The sequence below is a fragment of the Pseudomonas sp. SP16.1 genome (assembly GCF_052682975.1).
The window spans coordinates 2,056,022-2,075,165 of the sequence record NZ_JBQYFZ010000001.1 but is presented as its reverse complement, the minus strand read 5'-3'; the positions used below and the strand labels follow the sequence as shown (position 1 = coordinate 2,075,165).

The 19,144-nt window shown below is 66.9% G+C and carries 18 protein-coding genes; 16 read left to right on the top strand and 2 right to left on the bottom strand.

What is annotated here, in order from left to right; translation table 11 throughout:
• Nucleotides 1–17: 17 nt before the first annotated feature.
• The 8 genes from ACUTAF_RS10090 (at nt 18) to ACUTAF_RS10055 (ending at nt 8,944) form a co-directional block, all read left to right on the top strand.
• Nucleotides 18–1,007 carry a WD40/YVTN/BNR-like repeat-containing protein gene (locus ACUTAF_RS10090; RefSeq protein ID WP_445579822.1) on the top strand — a complete coding sequence of 330 codons (990 nt, stop codon included), beginning with the start codon at nt 18–20 and terminating at the stop codon, nt 1,005–1,007.
• Complete coding sequence (locus tag ACUTAF_RS10085) at nt 1,004–3,454, top strand: efflux RND transporter permease subunit (protein WP_445579821.1); 2,451 nt, start codon at nt 1,004–1,006, stop codon at nt 3,452–3,454. Before ACUTAF_RS10090 ends, ACUTAF_RS10085 begins: the two co-directional genes overlap by 4 nt.
• A gap of 212 nt (nt 3,455–3,666) precedes the next feature.
• The gene (locus ACUTAF_RS10080; protein WP_445579820.1) at nt 3,667–4,839 is read left to right on the top strand and encodes an acyl-CoA dehydrogenase family protein; all 1,173 of its coding nucleotides are present in this window, start codon (nt 3,667–3,669) and stop codon (nt 4,837–4,839) included.
• Nucleotides 4,836–6,023 carry an acyl-CoA dehydrogenase family protein gene (locus ACUTAF_RS10075; RefSeq protein WP_445579819.1) on the top strand — a complete coding sequence of 396 codons (1,188 nt, stop codon included), beginning with the start codon at nt 4,836–4,838 and terminating at the stop codon, nt 6,021–6,023. The genes ACUTAF_RS10080 and ACUTAF_RS10075 overlap by 4 nt, the downstream gene beginning before the upstream one ends.
• Nucleotides 6,024–6,036: 13 nt before the next feature.
• A complete protein-coding gene (locus ACUTAF_RS10070; protein ID WP_445579818.1) occupies nt 6,037–6,819 on the top strand; it encodes an SDR family oxidoreductase in 783 nt (260 codons plus the stop codon).
• A gap of 2 nt (nt 6,820–6,821) precedes the next feature.
• On the top strand, nt 6,822–7,280 hold the full coding sequence (locus ACUTAF_RS10065; RefSeq protein WP_445579817.1) for a MaoC family dehydratase: 459 nt from the start codon (nt 6,822–6,824) through the stop codon (nt 7,278–7,280).
• Nucleotides 7,281–7,340: 60 nt separating this feature from the next.
• The gene (locus ACUTAF_RS10060) at nt 7,341–8,543 is read left to right on the top strand and encodes an acetyl-CoA C-acyltransferase (RefSeq protein ID WP_445579816.1); all 1,203 of its coding nucleotides are present in this window, start codon (nt 7,341–7,343) and stop codon (nt 8,541–8,543) included.
• Between the two features lie 11 nt (nt 8,544–8,554).
• Nucleotides 8,555–8,944, top strand: a complete 390-nt coding sequence (locus ACUTAF_RS10055; RefSeq protein ID WP_445579815.1) for a nuclear transport factor 2 family protein — start codon at nt 8,555–8,557, stop codon at nt 8,942–8,944.
• A gap of 68 nt (nt 8,945–9,012) precedes the next feature.
• Here the strand turns inward: ACUTAF_RS10055 and ACUTAF_RS10050 are convergent, their stop codons facing one another.
• Nucleotides 9,013–9,786: an SDR family oxidoreductase gene (locus ACUTAF_RS10050; protein WP_445579814.1), complete on the bottom strand. Its 774-nt coding sequence runs from the start codon at nt 9,784–9,786 to the stop codon at nt 9,013–9,015.
• 187 nt (nt 9,787–9,973) lie between these two features.
• Here ACUTAF_RS10050 and ACUTAF_RS10045 point away from each other — a divergent pair, with 187 nt between their 5' ends.
• The 6 genes from ACUTAF_RS10045 to ACUTAF_RS10020 all read left to right on the top strand — a co-directional run bounded on the left by ACUTAF_RS10045 (nt 9,974) and on the right by ACUTAF_RS10020 (nt 16,182).
• Nucleotides 9,974–10,801, top strand: coding sequence for an alpha/beta fold hydrolase (locus ACUTAF_RS10045; RefSeq protein ID WP_445579813.1), 828 nt, complete (start codon nt 9,974–9,976; stop codon nt 10,799–10,801).
• A complete protein-coding gene (locus ACUTAF_RS10040) occupies nt 10,798–11,589 on the top strand; it encodes a fumarylacetoacetate hydrolase family protein (protein ID WP_445579812.1) in 792 nt (263 codons plus the stop codon). The genes ACUTAF_RS10045 and ACUTAF_RS10040 overlap by 4 nt, the downstream gene beginning before the upstream one ends.
• 16 nt (nt 11,590–11,605) lie before the next feature.
• Nucleotides 11,606–12,514 carry an acetaldehyde dehydrogenase (acetylating) gene (locus ACUTAF_RS10035; protein ID WP_445579811.1) on the top strand — a complete coding sequence of 303 codons (909 nt, stop codon included), beginning with the start codon at nt 11,606–11,608 and terminating at the stop codon, nt 12,512–12,514.
• Nucleotides 12,515–12,527: 13 nt separating this feature from the next.
• Nucleotides 12,528–13,562, top strand: coding sequence for a 4-hydroxy-2-oxovalerate aldolase (dmpG, locus tag ACUTAF_RS10030; protein ID WP_445579810.1), 1,035 nt, complete (start codon nt 12,528–12,530; stop codon nt 13,560–13,562).
• A gap of 907 nt (nt 13,563–14,469) precedes the next feature.
• Nucleotides 14,470–14,799, top strand: coding sequence for a four-helix bundle copper-binding protein (locus tag ACUTAF_RS10025; RefSeq protein WP_445579809.1), 330 nt, complete (start codon nt 14,470–14,472; stop codon nt 14,797–14,799).
• A 351-nt stretch (nt 14,800–15,150) separates the two neighbouring features.
• The gene (locus ACUTAF_RS10020) at nt 15,151–16,182 is read left to right on the top strand and encodes a GlxA family transcriptional regulator (protein WP_445579808.1); all 1,032 of its coding nucleotides are present in this window, start codon (nt 15,151–15,153) and stop codon (nt 16,180–16,182) included.
• Nucleotides 16,183–16,453: 271 nt separating this feature from the next.
• Here the strand turns inward: ACUTAF_RS10020 and ACUTAF_RS10015 are convergent, their stop codons facing one another.
• A complete protein-coding gene (locus ACUTAF_RS10015; protein ID WP_445579807.1) occupies nt 16,454–16,999 on the bottom strand; it encodes a hypothetical protein in 546 nt (181 codons plus the stop codon).
• A 357-nt stretch (nt 17,000–17,356) separates the two neighbouring features.
• Here ACUTAF_RS10015 and mobA point away from each other — a divergent pair, with 357 nt between their 5' ends.
• Together mobA and ACUTAF_RS10005 are read left to right on the top strand one after the other, a co-directional pair.
• A complete protein-coding gene (mobA, locus tag ACUTAF_RS10010; protein ID WP_445579806.1) occupies nt 17,357–17,974 on the top strand; it encodes a molybdenum cofactor guanylyltransferase MobA in 618 nt (205 codons plus the stop codon).
• Nucleotides 17,958–19,142 carry an NnrS family protein gene (locus ACUTAF_RS10005; RefSeq protein WP_445579805.1) on the top strand — a complete coding sequence of 395 codons (1,185 nt, stop codon included), beginning with the start codon at nt 17,958–17,960 and terminating at the stop codon, nt 19,140–19,142. Before mobA ends, ACUTAF_RS10005 begins: the two co-directional genes overlap by 17 nt.
• Nucleotides 19,143–19,144 lie beyond the last annotated feature (2 nt).

Genomic DNA, 19,144 nt, shown 5'->3' with positions numbered 1-19,144 from the left:
CACCCGGGGAGTGGCTTATGAAAATCCTTCTCGGTCTGGGTGTGTCGCTGCTGGTGGGGCTGGGCGGCGTGGCGGCCTTCGCGCCGCGCAGCCTGCCGGCCATGCCGGAAACGCGGATTGCGGTCGAGCGCATGCAGCTCAATGCCGTGGCGCAGAGCGATGCTGGCCTGCTGCTGGCCGGCGAGCTTGGACACATCCTGCTGTCGACCGATCGGGGACAGCGCTGGCAGGACGCCAGCCTGTCGCAGCAGCGCCATGCGCTGATCACCCGCCTGCGTTTCGCCGACGGCCTGCAGGGTCTGGCCCTGGGTCATGAGGGCTGGATTCTGCGCAGCGAGGACGGTGGCCGCAGCTGGAGCGAGGCGGCCTTCAACGAGCAGGGTGACGAGCCGCTGATGGATGCGCGGCGCCTGCCTTCCGGCGACTGGCTGGCGGTGGGCGCCTTCGGCCGCGTGCTGCGCTCGCGCGATGGCGGTCGCCACTGGCAGGCGGAGGCCATCGAGGGGCTGCAGGACTGGCACCTCAACGGCATCGCCGGCTCGGCGGACGGCCGCGACTGGCTGATCGTCGGCGAGGCCGGCAGCCTGCTGCGTTCGCGCGATGCCGGCGTCAGCTGGCAGGTGCTGCCGTCCTTCTATCAGGGCTCGCTGTATGGCGCCCTCAGCCTCGGTCAGGGGCGTTGGCTGGCCTATGGCATGCGTGGCCAGGTGTTCCGCAGTGACGATGGCGGCGAGCACTGGCAAGCGCTGCCTTTGCCTGTGCCGATTTCACTCTATGCCGGTGCCGTTGCCGCCGATGGCCGCGTGCTGCTGGCCGGCCAGGGCGGCCTGCTGCTGGCGAGCGAGGATGCCGGCAAGTCCTTCCAGGTGCTGCACGAAGGCGGCCAGGAAAGCCTGACCGACCTGCTGATCAGCGCCAGCGGGCCCTGGCTGCTGGCCAGTGACGCCGGCCTGCGCCGTTATCAGCCGGCCGAGCCCCTAGTTCTCGCCGAGGTGTCCCGACCATGACCGCGATTCTGCCTGCGACCCGCCTGGAACGGCTGGTCGCCCTGTTTGCCCGGCAGCTGATTGCCTGGCGCCTGCCCCTGGGCCTGCTGTTCCTGCTGCTGACCCTGGGCCTGGGCCTGTCGGCCCTGGCCACCCGCCTGGACCCAGGCTTCAACAAGCTGATTCCCTTGAGCCATCCCTATATGGCGGCGTTCAAGGCTCATGGCGACAGCTTCTCCGGGGCCAACCGCATCCTGGTCAGCCTGCACTGGAAAGGCGAGGGCGACCTGTACAACCCGGAGTTTCTCGAAGCCCTGCGCAAGGTCACCGAGGAGGTGTTCTTCACGCCGGGGGTGAACCGCAGCGGCGTGCGTTCGCTGTTCACCCCCAATGTGCGCTTTATCGAGGTCACCGAAACCGGCTTTACCGGCGATGTCGTGGTGCCTTCGCGCTTTATCGCCGATGCCGAGGGGCTGGCGCAGATTCGCGCCAATGTGGCCAAGTCCGGCGAGATCGGCCAGCTGGTGGCCAACGACCTGCGTTCGGCCATGGTCCAGGCCGATCTGCTGGAGATCGACCCGCAGACCGGCGAGAAACTCGACTACGCCGCCGTGGCCAGCGCCCTGGAGGCGATCCGCAGCAAGCATGAAAACGGCCATATCGAGATCCACATCGTCGGCTTCGCCAAGATCATGGGCGAGGTGATGGATGGCCTGTTCAGCGTGCTGCTGTTCTTCGCCGTGGCCTTCGTCATCACCGCCGCCTTGCTGTGGCTGTATTGCCGCTCGCTCAAGCTGACCCTGCTGGCCATCACCGTGGCCCTGCTGCCGGTGATCTGGCTGCTCGGCCTGCTGCCGCAGATCGGCTACGGCATCGACCCGATGTCGGTGCTGGTGCCCTTTCTGATCTTCTCCATCGGCGTGTCCCATGCGGTGCAGATGACCAATGCCTGGAAGCAGGACGTGCTGGCCGGACTGGATGCCCGCGCCGCGGCCGAGGGGGCCTTCCGCAAGCTGGCGGTGCCCGGCACGGTGGCGCTGTTGGCCAATGCCCTGGGTTTCATGGTGATCATGCTGATCGACATCCCCATCGTGCATGAGCTGGGGGTCACCGCCTGCCTGGGCGTGGCGCTGATGATCGTCACCAACAAGCTGTTTCTGCCGATCATCCTCTCCCATCTGCAGCTGGAGCGCGTGGCGCGCAGCCCGGGCGGCGCCGACACCGGCCGCGCCCGCCTGTGGTGGAGCCTGTCGGCCCTGGCCCTGCCGGGGCCGGCGCTGCTGAGCCTGGCCATGCTGGTGCTGCTGCTGGGCGTGGGCACCTATCAGTCGCGCCATCTGCTGACCGGCGACGTCGGCGCCGGCGCGCCGGAGTTGCATGGCGAGTCGCGCTACAACCGCGACAACGCGGCCATAGTCGCCAACTACTCGATCAGCATGGACGTGCTCTCGATCTTTGCCGAAACCGTCGCCGAGGAGGAGGCCTGCCTCGACTGGTCGTTGATGAACGTGGTGGAGCGCTTCGACCTCCATATGCGCGGCGTGGCCGGGGTGCAGTCGGTGACCACGGTGGCCGGCGGCATCAAGTTGTATGCCGCGGCCAACAACGAGGCCAATCCGCGCTGGGCGGCGCTGCAGCGTTCACCCCATGCCCTGCGCATCGGCGGCGCTGCGGCCAACCCCGAGCTGGGCCTGAACAGCGAGGGCTGCCGGGTGCTCAACCTGCAGCTGTACCTCGACGATCACCAGGGCGCGACCCTCAAGCACGTCACCGGCGAGGTGGAGAAGTTCGTCGCCGCCGAGCAGACCCCGGGCATCCGCCTGCGCCTGGCCGGCGGCAACGCCGGGGTGGCCGCCGCCACCAACGAGGCGGTGGAGCAGGCCGAGGTGCAGATGCTCTCGGCGCTGTTCGCCACCATCGGCCTGCTCTGCTGGCTGACCTTCCGCTCCTGGCGCGGGGTGCTCTGCGTGCTGGTGCCGCTGATGCTGGTGACCATCCTGTGCAATGCCCTGATGGCCCAGCTCGGCATCGGCCTGAAGGTCGCCACCTTGCCGGTGATTGCCCTGGGCGTGGGGGTCGGGGTGGACTACGGGGTCTATCTCTACGAGCACATGCAGCACGAGATGCGCCATGGCCTCGGTCTGCGCGAAGCCTTCTACCAGGCCATGCGCCAGCGTGGTACGGCGGCGGTGTTCACTGCCCTGACCATGTCCATCGGCGTCGGCACCTGGGCCTTCTCCGCGCTCAAGTTCCAGGCCGACATGGGCGTGCTACTGGCCTTTATGTTTCTGGTCAACGTACTCGGCGCGATCTTCCTGCTGCCGGCCCTGGCGGTATGGCTGGGGGTTGGCCAGGAGCAGGCCACAGGGTCGCAGGTCGCGGGCCTGAGCGTGCCGTACGAAGGGCACCAAACCAGTCTGCAGCGGCCGCGGGAGAAGACGCAGGGGACAAGCCTGGAACAACTCTGAATTGGGGCCGACGGGGTGAGCGGCCGCTTTGCGGCAGGTGGATGACGGGATGCTGTAGCCGTCGTCTGCCTGCCGTTTTTTTGCGTCCGGCTTTTTCCGCCGCAGGCAGGCGACATCGGCCATTCGGACGATTTGCCCCGCGCCGCTTCGTTCCAGACTGCCGGGCAGTTGGGTGCCGTTCTGGGCGCTCTCTCAGCGACAAGGCAGTGACCATGGAATTTGCGTTCAGCGACGAGCAGAACATGATCCGCGAGTCCGCCGAGGGCTTCCTCGCGGATGTCTCGGATTCGCCTGCCGTAAGGGCGGCGATGGGCAGCGCGACGGGCTACGACCCGGCGCTCTGGCAACGCCTGTGCGGCGAGATGGGCTGGCCGGCCATCCATATTCCCGAACAGTACGGCGGCCTGGGCCTGGGCTTCGTCGAACTGGCCATCCTGCTGGAACAGATGGGCCGGCGCCTGCTCTGTTCGCCGTTCTTCGCCAGCGCCTGCCTGGCCACCCCGGCGCTGCTGCTGGCCGGCAACGAAACGCAGAAGGCCAGGTGGCTGCCGGCGCTGGCAGACGGCAGCCTGACCGCCAGCCTGGCCTACATGGCCGGCCCGGGCGCCGGGGTCGAGGCGGTGGCCGTCAGCGCCCGCCCGGAGGGCGCGGGCTTCGTGCTCGACGGCAGGCTGAGCCAGGTGGTCGATGGCCACACGGCCGGCCTGTTGATCGTCGCCGCGCGCACCCCTGGCAGCCAGGGGGCTGAAGGCATCAGCCTGTTCGCCCTGGAGACCGGGCAACTGGCCATCGGCCGCAGGCTGCGCTCGACCCTGGACCAGACCCGCAAGTTGGCCGAGGTGGAGTTGCAGCAGCTGTATGTCGGCGCCGACGCCCTGCTCGGCGAGTTCGGCCAGGCCGGGGCGCTGCTGCAGCAGGTGCTGCAACTGGCTTGCGCCGCGCTGGCCGCCGAGCAGGTGGGCGGGGCCCAGCAGAGCCTGGACCTGACCCTGGCCTATTGCGCCGAGCGTCAGCAGTTCGGCCGCGCCATCGCCAGCTTCCAGGCCATCAAGCACCGCGCCGCGGACATGATGCTGCAGCTCGAATGCGCCCGCTCGGCCGCCTACTACGCCGCCTGCGTGGCCCAGGAGGCGCTGGACGCCGAGGGCGATGCGCAGGTGGCCGCCGAGCTGCCGCTGGCCGCCGCCACCGCCAAGGCGAGCTGTTCCGAGGCGTTCTTCCACTGCGCCGCCGAGGCCATCCAGCTGCACGGCGGGGTCGGCTTCACCTGGGAATACGACCCGCACCTCTACTTCAAGCGCGCCCGCGCCAGCGAGGCCCTGTTCGGCGCGCCGTCCTGGCACCGCGAGCGCATTGCCACCGCGTTATTGGGAGACGCTACATGAAGATCAGTTTCAGCGACGCCGACGAAGCCTTTCGTGGCGAAGTGGCCGCCTGGCTGGCCGACAATCTCTGTGGCGAATTCGAGCAGCTGCGCTTTCGCGGCGGCCCGGGTGACGAACACAGCTTCCCCGAGGAGCGCAAGGCCTGGGAGCGCAAGCTCGCCGAGGGCCGCTGGACCTGCGTGGGCTGGGCGCCGGAACATGGCGGCCGCGGCCTGTCGATCAGCCAGCAGGTGATCTTCCACGAGGAATACGCCCGTGCCGGCGGTCCCGGGCGCATGGGCCATATCGGCGAGGGCCTGGCCGGGCCGACCATCGCCGCCTTCGGCAACGAGGAGCAGAAGCGCCGCCTGCTGCCGGGCATAGTCGCCGGCACCGAGTTCTGGTGCCAGGGCTATTCCGAGCCGGGGGCCGGCTCGGACCTGGCCAACGTCAAGACCCGCGCCGTGTTGGAAAACGGCACATGGCGGATCAATGGGCAGAAGGTCTGGACCTCCCTGGCCCACGAGTCCGAGTGGTGCTTCGTGATCGCCCGCACCGAGGCCGGCAGCGTCGGCCATCAGGGCCTGTCGTTCCTGCTGGTGCCGATGCGGCAGGCGGGCATCACGGTGCGCCCGATCGAGCAGCTGACCGGCACCAGCGAGTTCAACGAGGTGTTCTTCGACGACGCCGAGACCGCTGCCGCCAATATCCTCGGCGCCCCCGGCGATGGCTGGAAGATCGCCATGGCCCTGCTCGGCTTCGAGCGCGGGGTGTCGACCCTGGGCCAGCAGATGCTGTTCCACAACGAGCTGGAAGAGATCATCCGCATCGCCAAGGCCAATGGCGCGGCCCGCGATCTGTTGTTGCGCCAGCGTATCGCCCAGGCCTGGAGCGGCCTGCGCATCCTGCGCTACAACTCGCTGCGCATGCTCTCCGGGGTGCAGGATGGCTCGCTGCGCCGCGAGGCGATGATCTACAAGCTGAGCTGGGCCAACTGGCACGTCGAGCTGGGCAAGCTGGCCATGGACGTGCTCGGCGCCGATGCCGAACTGCTGGAAGACGGTCCCTACCGGCTCGGCCGTCTGCAGGCCATGTTCCTGTTCAGCCGCTCCGACACCATCTACGGCGGCACCAACGAAATCCAACGCAACATCATCGCCGAACGCGCCCTGGGCATGCCCCGCGAGCCGCGCCTGCGCGCCTGACAGGAGAGCTTTCATGAACATTCCAAACTACGTCCCCGGCCACGGCCTGCTGCGCGGCAAATCGGTGCTGATCACCGCCGCCGCCGGTGCCGGCATCGGTTTTTCCGCCGCCCTGCGCGCCGCCGAGGAAGGCTGCCGCGCGCTGATGATCAGCGATATCCATGAGGGCCGGCTGGCCGAGGCGGCTTCGAGGATCCGCGAGCAGACCGGGCTTGAGCAGGTCTTCAGCCAGGTGTGCAACGTTACCGGCGAGGAACAGGTGCAGGCCCTGGTGGCCGCCGCCGAGCGTGACCTGGGCGGCGTCGACGTGCTGATCAACAACGCCGGCCTCGGCGGCTCGCGCCTGCTGGTGGAAATGGCCGACGAGGAATGGCAGCGGGTACTGGACGTGACCCTGACCGGGACCATGCGCATGACCCGAGCCATGCTGGCGCCGATGATCGAGCGAGGACGTGGAACCATCGTCAACAACGCCTCGGTGCTCGGCTGGCGCGCGCAGAAGGAGCAGAGCCACTACGCCGCGGCCAAGGCCGGGGTGATGGCGCTGACCCGCTGCGCCGCGGTGGAGGCCGCCGAGCACGGCATCCGCATCAACGCGGTGAGCCCGAGCATCGCCCTGCATGATTTCCTGCGCAAGTCCGCGCCCCAGGAAGTCCTGGAAAAACTCGCGGCGAACGAGGCCTTTGGCCGCGCCGCGGAGGTCTGGGAGGTGGCCAACGTGATGATGTTCCTGGCAAGCGACTACAGCTCCTACATGACCGGCGAAGTGCTGTCGGTCTCCAGCCAGAGGGCCTAAGCATGACGACTGTGTTCAACCATCCCTCCGAGCTGCTGGACAAGGTCGGCGCCGAGCTGGGCCAGAGCGACTGGCTGCGCATCGAGCAGTCGCGAATCGACCAGTTCGCCGAGGCCACCGGCGATCACCAGTGGATCCATGTCGACCCGGTGCGCGCCGCCAGCGGGCCGTTCGGCGCCTGTATCGCCCATGGCTACCTGAGCCTGGCCCTGGTCAACCTGTTCCTGCCGCAGATCGTCGAGGTGCGCGGTATCGCCATGGGGGTCAACTATGGCTGCGACAGGGTGCGCTTTCCCAACGTGGTCAAGGCCGGTGCCCGGGTGCGCGGCAGCGCCAGCCTGGTGGGCGCCGAGGCAGTGAAGGGCGGGGTGCAGGCCACCATTCGCGTCAGCGTCGAGATCGAGGGCGAAGACCGCCCGGGCTGTGTGGTGGACACCATCAGTCGCTATTACCCGGCCTGAAAGCTACTGCGCTCGCGACGCTTTCAGCCGCGTTAACGAATTGTTTACGAGACCCCCAAGATGAAAGAAGCCGTAATCGTTTCCACCGCCCGTACCCCCATCGGCAAGGCCTTTCGCGGCGCCTTCAACGACACCGAGGCGCCGCAGCTGGGCGGCCATGTGGTGCGCGAGGCGGTGCTGCGCGCCGGCGTCGAGCCGGGCGAGGTGGACGATGTGATCATCGGCGCGGCGGCCCAGCAGGGCACCCAGGCCTACAACCTCGGGCGCCTCTGTGCGATCGCCGGCGGCCTGCCGCCCAGCGTCGCCGGCATGGCGGTGGAACGCCAGTGTTCTTCCGGCCTGATGAGCATTGCCAGCGCTGCCAAGAGCATCATGTGCGACGAGATCGACATCGCCGTGGCCGGTGGCCTGGAGTCCATCTCGCTGGTGCAGAACAAGCACAAGAACGCCTACCGCAACCAGTCCCAGGCGGTGCTGGCGCAGGACCCCACGGCCTATATCCCGATGATCGAGACCGCGGAGATCGTCGCCGCGCGCTACGGCATCAGCCGCGAGGCGCAGGACGCCTACGCCTACCAGAGCCAGATGCGCACCGCCGCCGCCCAGCGCGACGGTCTGTTCGACGCCGAACTGGCGCCGCTGACTAGCCGTCAGTCGATTTTCGACAAGACCAGCGGCGAAACCCGGTACCAGGAGCTGACCCTGGCCCGCGATGAGTGCAACCGGCCGACCACCACCCTGGAAAGCCTGCAGGCCCTGGAGCCGGTCTGGACCGGCGGGCAGTGGACCGGCCCTGGCCGTTTCATCACCGCCGGCAACGCCTCGCAGCTGTCCGATGGCGCCAGCGCCAGCCTGCTGATGAGCGCCAAGCTGGCCGAGCAGCGCGGCCTGGAGCCGCTGGGTATCTACCGCGGCCTGGCGGTGGCCGGCTGCAACGCCGACGAGATGGGTATCGGCCCGGTCCATGCGATTCCCAAGCTGCTCAAGCGACATGGCCTGACGGTGGACCATATCGGCCTGTGGGAACTCAACGAGGCTTTCGCCTGCCAGGTGCTGCACTGCCGCGACGTGCTGGGCATTCCCGACGAGCGCCTCAACGTCAACGGTGGCGCCATCGCCATCGGCCACCCGTTCGGCATGTCCGGCGCGCGCATGGTCGGCCACGCCCTGATCGAGGGCAAGCGCCGCGGTCTGCGCTATGTGGTGGTGAGCATGTGCATCGGCGGCGGCATGGGTGCCGCGGCCCTGTTCGAAGTGGTTTAGGGAGCCAGAAAATGATTACGCCAGAGCAGATCCAGGCCACCATGGCCCGCTATATCCAGCTGGTCGACGCCTGCGACATCGACGGCATCGTTGCCCTGTATGCCGAGGATGCCCGGGTGGAAGACCCCATCGGCACGCCGCCGCATGTCGGCCGCGCCGCCGTCGAGCATTTCTACCGCGAGGGCCTGGGCCGTGCCCAGGCCCGTGCCCGGCAGACCGGCCCGGTTTCGGCCAGCCATGCCGGCAGCGGCGCGGTGCCGTTCTGCGTCGACCTGCAGATGGACGGGCGGGCCTGTTCGATCCAGGTGATCGACGTCATGGAGTTCGACGAACAGGGCCTGATCCGCTCGATGAAGGCCTACTGGGGCCAGGCCAATCTGGTGGCCCGGGAGGACGCCTGATGCTGGCCACGCGCCGCTGACAGAAACCCTGCGCGCAACCCATGCTGGACGGCCTGCGCGCAGGTTGTTCAGTGCCCGGCGGCGGCGTCGAGGAAGGCCGGTTTTTCCCCGCCGCCATGCACGCAGATATCCACCCCGCTGACATAGCCTGCCATGGGCGAGGCCAGGTACAGGCAGGCATTGCCGATGTCCAGGGGGGTGGCCATGCGCTGCAGCGGGATGCTCGCCGCCACCCGGGCCACGCCGCTGCGATCGCCATAGTGCAGTTCGGCCTGCTCGGTCAGCACCAGGCCGGCGGTCACCGCATTGAGCCGCACCTTCGGCGCCCACTCCACCGCCAGCGAGCGGGTCAGGTTGAGCAGGCCGGCCTTGGCCGCGCCATAGGCGGCGGTGCCGGGGGAGGGGCGGATGGCGCTGACGCTGCAGATATTGATGATCACCCCGCCTTCAGCCTGCGCCTGCATCACCCGGTTGGCCAACTGGCAGAGGTTCAGCGGCGCCAGCAGGTTGAGGCGCAGGATGGATTCGGAAAAGCGCGGCGACGCCGTGGCCGCCTCGGCGTGGGGTGCACCACCGGCATTGTTGACCAGTACGTCGAGGCGGCCAAAGCGGGCGACTATGCCGTCCACCAGTGCCTGCAACTGCTCGACGTCGCGCACGTCGCAGGGCAGGAACAGGGCCGTGCGACCGCCCTGGCTCGGCAGCTGCTCCGGGCTGCTGCGCCCGCAGATCACCACCTCCGCGCCCTGGGCCAGGAAGCATTGACTGATGCCGCGTCCGACCCCCTTGGCGCCTCCCGTGACCAGCACCACCTTGTTCGTGAAATCCAGCGCTTCGCCCATGTGTATCCCCTCAGGTTGATTGACGATGGCTGCAGGCTAGCGCCGAGCGCCGTGCATGCCACCGTCCAACAGGACTACTAGCCGTGCAGGCCGTGCTGCGGCGCGCGGGCTGCTAGTCCTGTCGGACGATGTTGCCCTGACGGAGCGCCCGAATAATCCCGGCAAACAACGAGCCGAGGAGGGTCCCATGAGCGCGCTATCGCAAGGGCGTTTCGTCACACTGGCCGATGGTCTGCGCCTGCACTACATCGAGGCAGGCGCAGGCGAGCCGGTGGTCTTTGTCCACGGCAGCGGGCCGGGTGCCAGCGGCCACAGCAATTTCAAGCAGAACTACCCAGTGTTCGCCGCCGCCGGCTACCGCGCCATAGTGCCGGACCTGCCGGGTTACGGAGCCTCGGACAAACCCGAAACCATCTACGACCTGGACTTCTTCGTCGCCGCCCTGAGCGGCCTGCTGGACGCCCTGGATATCCAGCGCTGCGTGCTGGTGGGCAACTCTCTGGGCGGCGCCATCGCCATCAAGCTGGCCCTGGATCAGCCACGTCGCGTCAGCCGCCTGATCCTTATGGCCCCCGGCGCGCTGATGGAGAAGGAGCAGTACTACCAGCAGATGGAAGGCATCCAGAAGATGGGCGCGGCCTTCGCCAATGGCGAACTCAACGATGCCGCCGGCATGCGCCACCTGCTCAGCCTGCAGCTGTTCGACGCCTCGCTGATCAGTGACGAAACCGTCAACGAGCGGGTGGCGGTGGTGCAGCAGCAGCCGCGCTGCGTGCTGAGCAGCATGCAGGTGCCCAACCTAGCGCCGCGTCTGGCCGAGCTGCAGTGCCCGATTCTCGGGTTCTGGGGCATCAACGACAAGTTCTGCCCGGCCTCCGGCGCCCAGACGATGCTCGAAGCCTGCCGGCAGATCCGCTTCGTGCTGCTCAGCGAGTGCGGCCACTGGGTGATGGTGGAACACCACGAGCTGTTCAACCGCAGCTGCCTGGACTTTCTCGCGGAGGGCCGCCCATGAGCCAGTTTCTGCAACAGCAGTACGGCGAAGAGCTGTATCAGGCCCTGATCAATGGCCAGACCCTGGCGCCGCTGACCAGCCGCTGGCCGCAGATCAGCATCGAGGACGCCTACCGCATCTCCCTCTACGCCATCGAACGGCGGGTGGCGGCGGGCGATGCCATAGTCGGCAAGAAGATCGGCGTTACCTCAGAAGCAGTGCAGCGCATGCTCAATGTGCATCAGCCGGACTTCGGCTTTATCACCCGTGACATGGGGTTCGACGACGGCGACAGCATCTCCCTGTCGGCCAATCGCCTGATCCAGCCGCGTGCCGAGGGCGAGATCGCCTTCAAGCTCAAGCACGATCTGCAGGGCCCGGGGGTGACCGAGCAGGACGTGCTGGACGCCACCGAATGCGTGATGCCCTGTTTCGAGATCGTCGATTCGCGCATCCATGACTGGCAGATCCGCATCCAGGACACGATCGCCGACAACGCCTCCTGCGGAGTGTTCGTCCTCGGCCGCGAGCAGGTCGACCCGCGCGCGCTGGATCTGCCCAATCTGCAGATGAGGGTGTTCAAGAACGGCGTGCAGATCAGCAAAGGCCTGGGCTCGGCGGTGCAGGGCAATCCGCTGACCGCAGTGGCCTGGCTGGCCAACACCCTGGGCGCCTTCGGCATCCCGTTCAAGGCCGGGGAAATCATCCTCTCCGGCTCCCTGGTACCCCTGGAGCCGGCCCGCGCCGGTGACCATTTCGAACTGACCATCGACGGCCTGGGCAGCGCCCGGGTGTCCTTTTGCGCCTGATTTCGGGGAAGACAAGATGAGCAAGAAACTCAAGGCGGCCATTATCGGGCCGGGCAATATCGGCACCGACCTGTTGATCAAGATGTGTCGTTCCGAATGGATCGAGCCGGTGTGGATGGTCGGCGTCGACCCCAACTCCGAGGGCCTCAAGCGCGCCGCCGAACTCGGCATCAAGACCACCGCTGAGGGCGTCGACGGCCTGTTGCCCCATGTGCTGGACGACGATATCCGCATCGCCTTCGATGCCACCTCGGCCTATGTGCACGCCGAGAACAGCCGCAAGCTCAATGAACTCGGGGTGATCATGATCGACCTGACCCCGGCGGCCATCGGCCCCTACTGCGTGCCGCCGGTCAACCTCAAGGAGCATGCGGCCAAGCTGGCACTGAACGTCAATATGGTCACCTGCGGCGGCCAGGCCACCATCCCCATGGTGGCGGCGGTATCGCGGGTGCAGCCGGTGGAGTACGGCGAGATCGTCGCTACGGTTTCCTCCGGTTCGGTAGGGCCGGGCACCCGGCAGAACATCGACGAGTTCACCCGTACCACCGCCGGCGCGGTGGAGAAGATCGGCGGGGCGAAAAGCGGCAAGGCGATCATCGTCATCAACCCGGCCGAGCCGCCTTTGATGATGCGCGACACCATCCACTGCCTGACCGAGGGCGAGCCGGATCAGGCGGAAATCCGCGCCTCGGTGCTGCATATGGTCAAGGAAGTGCAGCGCTATGTGCCCGGTTACAAGCTGATCAACGGCCCGGTGTTCGATGGCCGCAAGGTGTCGATCTTTATCGAGGTGGAGGGCCTGGGCGACTTCCTGCCCAAGTCCGCTGGCAACCTCGACATCATGACCGCCGCCGGCCTGCGTACCGCCGAGATGTTCGCCGAAGAAGCCCACAAGGGCGTCCTGCAACTGCCTGCCCGCTGAGTGGAGAAGCGTTATGAACCTGCAAGGTAAATCCGTGCGCCTGCACGACATGAGTCTGCGCGATGGCATGCATGCCAAGCGCCACCAGATCAGCCTGGAGGAGATGGTGGCGGTGGCCACCGGCCTGGATGCGGCCGGCGTGCCGCTGATCGAGATTACCCACGGCGACGGCCTTGGCGGCGCCTCGCTGAACTACGGCTTCCCCGCCCACAGCGATGCCGAATACTTCGACGCGGTCATCCCCAGGCTCAAGCAGGCCAAGGTTTCCGCCCTGCTGCTGCCAGGTATCGGCACCGTCGAACACCTGAAGATGGCCCACGGCTGTGGCGTGTCCACCATTCGCGTGGCCACCCATTGCACCGAGGCCGACGTCTCCGGCCAGCATATCGGCATGGCGGCGAAGATGGGCCTGGATACCGTGGGCTTTCTGATGATGGCGCATATGGTCAGCGCGGAAAAACTGCTGGAACAGGCGCGCCTGATGCAGAGCTACGGCGCCAACTGCATCTACTGCACCGACTCGGCCGGCTATATGCTGCCCGACGAAGTGACGGAGAAGATCGGTATGTTGCGCGCCGGGTTGGATGCCGGCACTGAGATTGGTTTCCACGGCCACCACAACATGGGGATGGCCATCGCCAACTCGCTGGCGGCCATCGAGGCGGGCGCCGCCCGTATCGACGGTTCGGTGGCCGGCCTCGGCGCCGGCGCCGGCAACACCCCGCTGGAGGTGTTCGTTGCGGTGCTCAAGCGCATGGGCGTGGAGACCGGCATCGACCTGTACCGCATCATGGACGTCGCCGAGGAGCTGGTGGTGCCGATGATGGATCAGCCGATCCGCGTCGACCGCGATGCCCTGACCCTGGGCTATGCCGGGGTCTACAGCTCCTTTCTGCTGTTCGCCAAGCGCGCCGAGCAGAAGTACGGCATCCAGGCCCGCGAGCTGCTGGTGGAGCTGGGCCGGCGCGGCACGGTCGGCGGTCAGGAGGACATGATCGAGGACCTGGCGCTGACCCTGTCGCGGGCGCGTGAGGTGCTGCCGACCTGATCGACCGGCACCTCGCACTCTAACGAGCAAAGGGCGCCGAGGGGGCGCTGCGCCTGGCGCCTGGCGCAGCGCTGGCTTTCACCTGACCGACCCGTTTTTAGCACCTGCGGGGGCGATGCCATCCATCACGCGGAGACACGCTGTCTCATCCTGTGCCGACCTCTCCGTGGCCACGACACTGGCCGCAGGTTTCGCTACTTTGCTGGTGTTGACCACTGCGCGGACCTAACCGCGCAGCTGCTCGGCCGCTCGCTGATCGGGGGGCGAACATCCGAGAACGAACGACGCCTGTGGCTACCTGCCTGAAGCACGGTGTGATCATTGGTGGGTAACCGGGATGGTCGTCATTCAGGCTGCGCGAGCGCTGGACGGCTTTGGGTAGGTCATCGCTGCTATGGCGAAACGACGGGGCAGGGCATTCATGTCCCGCAGCCAGGCAAGAGCATCCACCTCCATGGCAGTGCTCAACCGATTCGGCGTACTAGGCGAAGGGAAAACTACCTGAACCTCGCTTTACCCGCTCAGATCCACTGGAGACGTCGTTCGCGGAACCGGAGTCGGGACAGAATGAAGCCTTTCCCTTCCTGGCTGGCACTCGTCGTCTTGCTCGGCGCGCTTGTCGAAGCGCAATGCGCATGGGCCACGCACTGTCACGAGTCGGTCAGGAATGTCGCCCAGAGCGAGCATATCGCCGGGGGAGGTGCCCTCGTTCATCTAACGGAGCGCTCGCTGTGTTGTGGCCTGGTAGATAGCAATTCGCGACGGGTTGAACAAGCGCAGCAGGCGATGGGGATTACCGACCTGTCCGCGTCGTTCTATCAATCGATAAATCTGCCACTTGCAGACCGTCCTCCCATCGGTTCCTTCGCCTTGAGACTTATCTACCCACTTTCAGCGGAGAACTATCATGCATAACTCTAATTTCGAATCCTGCATCAAAGCCTGCCTCGATTGCGCAGTTGCCTGTGACCATTGCTTTGGAGCCTGCTTGAGCGAGCAACAGGTGCAGATGATGGTGCGCTGCATCCAGTTGGACCGCGAATGTTCAGAGGTTTGTCGACTTGCCGCCTGCCTGATGGCCAGTGGCAGCGAGTCGGCGAGCGCCTTCGGCAAGGTCTGCGCCGACATCTGCAGGAAGTGTGGCGAAGAATGTGCCAAGCACGAGGCTGAGCATTGTCAGCAGTGCGCCAAGGCATGCATGAGCTGCGCGGAAGAATGTAGCCGTATGGCTGCCTGATCCGAGCGAACGCGCGTTGCAGCATCGAGCCGCAGCGCTCCTGCCGGACGGTTCCCCGAGCTACAGCCTCGCCGTATCCGGATAGGGAGCTTGGCAGGACCGAGCGCAGTCCGCGCGTTGCGCGATCGCCGCAGTCCGGCCGGAAACCAGAACGTCGGCAGGGCCGGGAGCAGCGCGATGCTCCCGGGGGCGGACTGGCGAGCCCACGGTTGGCCCATGATCGCGCTGGCCCCTGGCGGCTCTAAGCTGCAGGCGGCCGGCGATCGGCGCGATGCGCGCTGATCTTCTCTGCGGTAGAAACGCTCCGTTTTCGCTATCGTACGCATTGATTCCAACAAAGGCGCCTGCGTGATGAAGACGTCGTTCGAGAGCGTATTGAAGGACAAGAACCGGGTACACCTGGAGCGCGTGCAGTGTGGCGAGTCGACCACGGCTGCGCACCGGGTCGCCTTCGTGTTGCTGGACCACTTCTCGATGATGGCTTTCACCGGCGCCGTGGACGCCCTGGTCACGGCCAACCTGATGAGCGCCACGCCGCTCTATGAAGTGCTGGTGGTCGGTGGCGAGCAGGACGTGGTGGTCAGCGACCTGGGCATCGTCATCTCGGCGGACTGCCGTCTCGCCGATCTGCGCGAGCGCGAGCAGCAGCTGATCGTGGTCTGCGGCGGCTTTCGCGTGCAGCTGCAGGCCAATCCCTTGCTGCGAACCAAGCTGCGCCAGGCCGACGCGGCCGGCGCGATGCTCGGCGGCCTGTGGAATGGTGCCTATTTCCTGGCCGAAGCCGGGCTGCTGGACGGCTACGAGTGCGCCTTTCATCCTGACGGCCGGGTCATGATGACCGAGCTGTTCCCCAAGGTGAAAGTGACGAGCCAGGCGCATGTGGTCGACCGGCGGCGGATCAGTTGTGCGGGGGCGAACAGCTCGCTGGGCATGATGCTGGAAGTGGTGCGACGCAGCACGCGGCAGGAGCTGGTTGGTGCGGTGGAGCAGGTGTTGAGTTGCGACAAGGCGCGGGATCGTTTCGATGCGTCTCTCTCGTCGCTGGATATCGACCCGACGTTCCCCCGGCCACTGGTGATAGCGTTGGAGCTGATGCACAGCAATATCGAAGATCCCATCGGCATCGACGAAATAGCCGATTATTCGGGCATCTCCAGAAGGCACCTGGAGCGCCTGTTCTGTCGCCACGTCAAGGCGACGCCCCCGCGTTACTATCTGGAACTGCGGCTCACCCATGCGCGCCAGCTGCTGCAGTACACCAACAAATCGCTGTTCGAGATCGCGGTGGCGAGCGGCTTCGTGACGTCCTCGCACTTTCAGCGCTGTTTCCGGGAGAAGTTCAATATCGCGCCGGGGCAGTTCCGCAAACGCGCTCATCCATAGAACCGCTCAGCGCGTTTGCGCCTCGCCTACTGCCGGGAGCGTTGCATGTCCTGCCGGCGCCATGGCCAAGTTCGACGCGCAGGTTCTCCCCCAGGGTTATGCGCACGCCGCTATGGTGGTGGCGCCAGACGTACCGCCCCTGACGATCTGGATCGCTTGCGAAGCGCGCAGCGCGCTGGGTGTTGACGAACCAGTCCTCGCCGGCCTGTTCACGGCGCAGCCGACCTGCGCGAGCGCTATCGAGGAACTCGCACGATCCGTCGCCCCCGCTTCAGAGTTTCGCCGAAGGCAGCTGCAGCCAGATCGAGAACGCCCCCAGCACGATCCAGAAGACGGTGAACAGCCAAGGCGAGCGAAGGGAAAACAGCAACGATTTGTAGCTGCTGGCCTTGCTCGACTCCTGCTCGCTGAACAGCGGGGAGTCGTCGTAGGCATGGCCGAACTTGGGGTCGCTGCGCAGCAGGTGGTCCTGCTTGTAGTGCCAGTGGCCGATGATCGCGGCGGACGCCCTGATTCCCGGCCAGGCGTGCAGCGAGCTGACCACCCCCAGCAGCGCCAGCAACGCGGGAACCACCAGGGTGAACAGCTGGCCCCAGGCAGCATTGGCATTGGCCATGGAGGAGGCATAGGCGATGACCAGAAACGACTGCGCCGACAGATAGGCATTGGTTCGCCCCGCAAGCAGGCTGGTTTCGTACTGGATTTCGCGTCGGTAGAAATCCAGCCGTTCCTTCGGCGTGCCGAACATCAGGGACTCCGAGGGGGTGCTGTCCTGCGCGGCGGGATTTTCCAGGGTAATGATGCGGGAGGTTTTCATGGGGCGGCATCGGCTGTCGGTGTGAGTGTCGGCGGTAGGGCGAAGGCGCGGCGGTGTGGCGGGTTGCACCCTGCCACAGGGGGTGTCGATGCTTGTCGCAAGGAGCGCTTTCCCCGGTTCCTGCTTAGACTGCGGGCGTTTCAGTCATTCAGTGTTTTTCCGGGTAGCGGCGGGAAACGGAGTGACACCGGCGGCATGGCGACACCTCGTCCGGAGGCGCCGCACGTGCCGCCAGCGACGCGAAGTCGATCGGCGCGGCTGACCAGGCCACTCATCACGACGGTATTGATCCCCGTCATGTGATACGCGGCCTGCGGTCGGCATGATTGCCCTCGATCATCGATTTGTGAGGTACGCATGCGGCAGTGGTGCTCGGGACTGGTATTGAGTGGTGGTCGGGGCGCCCGCATGGGCGGCGTGGACAAGGGACTGGTGGACTGGTGGGGCATGCCGATGGCCGAGCGGGTCTGCCGGCAGATCAAGCCTCTGGTCGGCGAGCTGATGGTGTCCTGCAATCGCAATCGGGCGCGCTACGCGGCGTTCTGCGATCGCACCCTGGGCGATGCGCAAGGGGATTATCCGGGCCCGTTGGCCGGCATCCTGGCGGGACTGCGCGCCATGCGCGGCACCTACCTGCTGGTGGCGCCCTGTGACCTGCCGGCCGTCGACGGCGAGCTGTTGAGCGAGCTGCAGGAACTGGCCTGGCAGCATCCGCAGCGGGTCATCGCCGTGCGCCAGGGGGAGCGCCTGCAGCCGCTGCTGTGCGTGCTGCCGCGCAAGCTGCTGGCCCGAGTCGAGACGGCATGGACGGCGGGGGAACGCAGCCCGGCTCGCCTGTGGCAGCGTCTGGGTGTCGATGTGCTCGCCTGCGCCGCTGACGATCCGCGTCTGATCAACTTCAATTGCCCCGAGCTGCTCGGCCTGATCGGCCAGCCGCTACAACCTATTGGGAGGGGTTATGCAGATCCTCGATAAGCGCCGGGCGATGGCCATCGCCCCCATTCTGCGGCTGGGTTTCCGGCCGTTCTTCCTGCTCGGCACGCTGCTCGCCGCGCTGGCCGTTCCGTTGTGGATCGCCGCGCTGCAGGGCTGGCCGCTACCGGCACCGACGGGCGGCTGGCTGGCCTGGCACCGCCATGAACTGGTGTTCGGCTTCGCCGGTGCAATCATCGCCGGCTTCTTGCTTACCGCGGTGCAGACCTGGACCGGCCGTCCGGGCCTGTCGGGGCGGCCGCTGGCGCTGCTGGCCGGGCTCTGGCTGCTGGCGCGGCTGAGCTGGTGGCTGCCGTCGGCCTGGCCGTTGCTGCTGTGCAACCTGGCGTTCCTGCTGGCGGTGGCCGCGGTCATGGCGCAGCAGCTGCTGGCCGTGCGTCAGCGGCGCAACTACCCGATCGTGTTGGTCCTGGGGCTGCTCGCCGGGGCGGACCTTCTGACCCTGCTCGGCGTACTGCAGCAGCACGAGGCCTGGCAGCGCCAGGGCAGCCATGCGGCGATCTGGCTGGTGGCGGCGATGATGACGTTGATCGGCGGGCGGGTGATTCCGTTCTTCACCCAGCGTGGCCTCGGTCGGGTGGAAATGGTGCGGCCCTGGCCCTGGCTGGACTGGTCGCTGTTGATCGGCACCCTGCTGGTCGCGCTGCTGACGGCCGCGGGTGTGCTGCTGCAGCCCAGCTGGTTCGGTGCGGCGCTGCTGCTGGCGCTCGGGCTCGGCCATGGCGTGCGGCTGCTGCGCTGGTTCGACCGCGGGCTGCTGCAGGTGCCGCTGCTGTGGTCGCTGCACCTGGCCTATGCCTGGCTGGTGGCGGCCTGCCTGGGCCTGGCGCTCTGGCACTGGGGCGGGCCGGGGTCGTCCAGCCAGGCCCTGCATGCGCTGACGGTGGGCTCCATGGCCGGGCTGATCCTGGCCATGCTGGCGCGCGTTTCGCTGGGCCATACCGGGCGGCCGCTGCAGTTGCCGAAGGGGTTTGCCAGCGCTTTCCTGCTGCTCAATCTGGCGGCATTGCTGCGCGTGCTCGGGGTGTCCGTCAGCTACCTGCCGGCGCTCTGGCTGGCGGCGTTGTGCTGGGGCCTGGCCTTCGCGCAGTTTCTCTACTGCTACGGGCCGATGCTGTGCCGTACCCGTGTCGACGGCCATCCGGGTTAGGG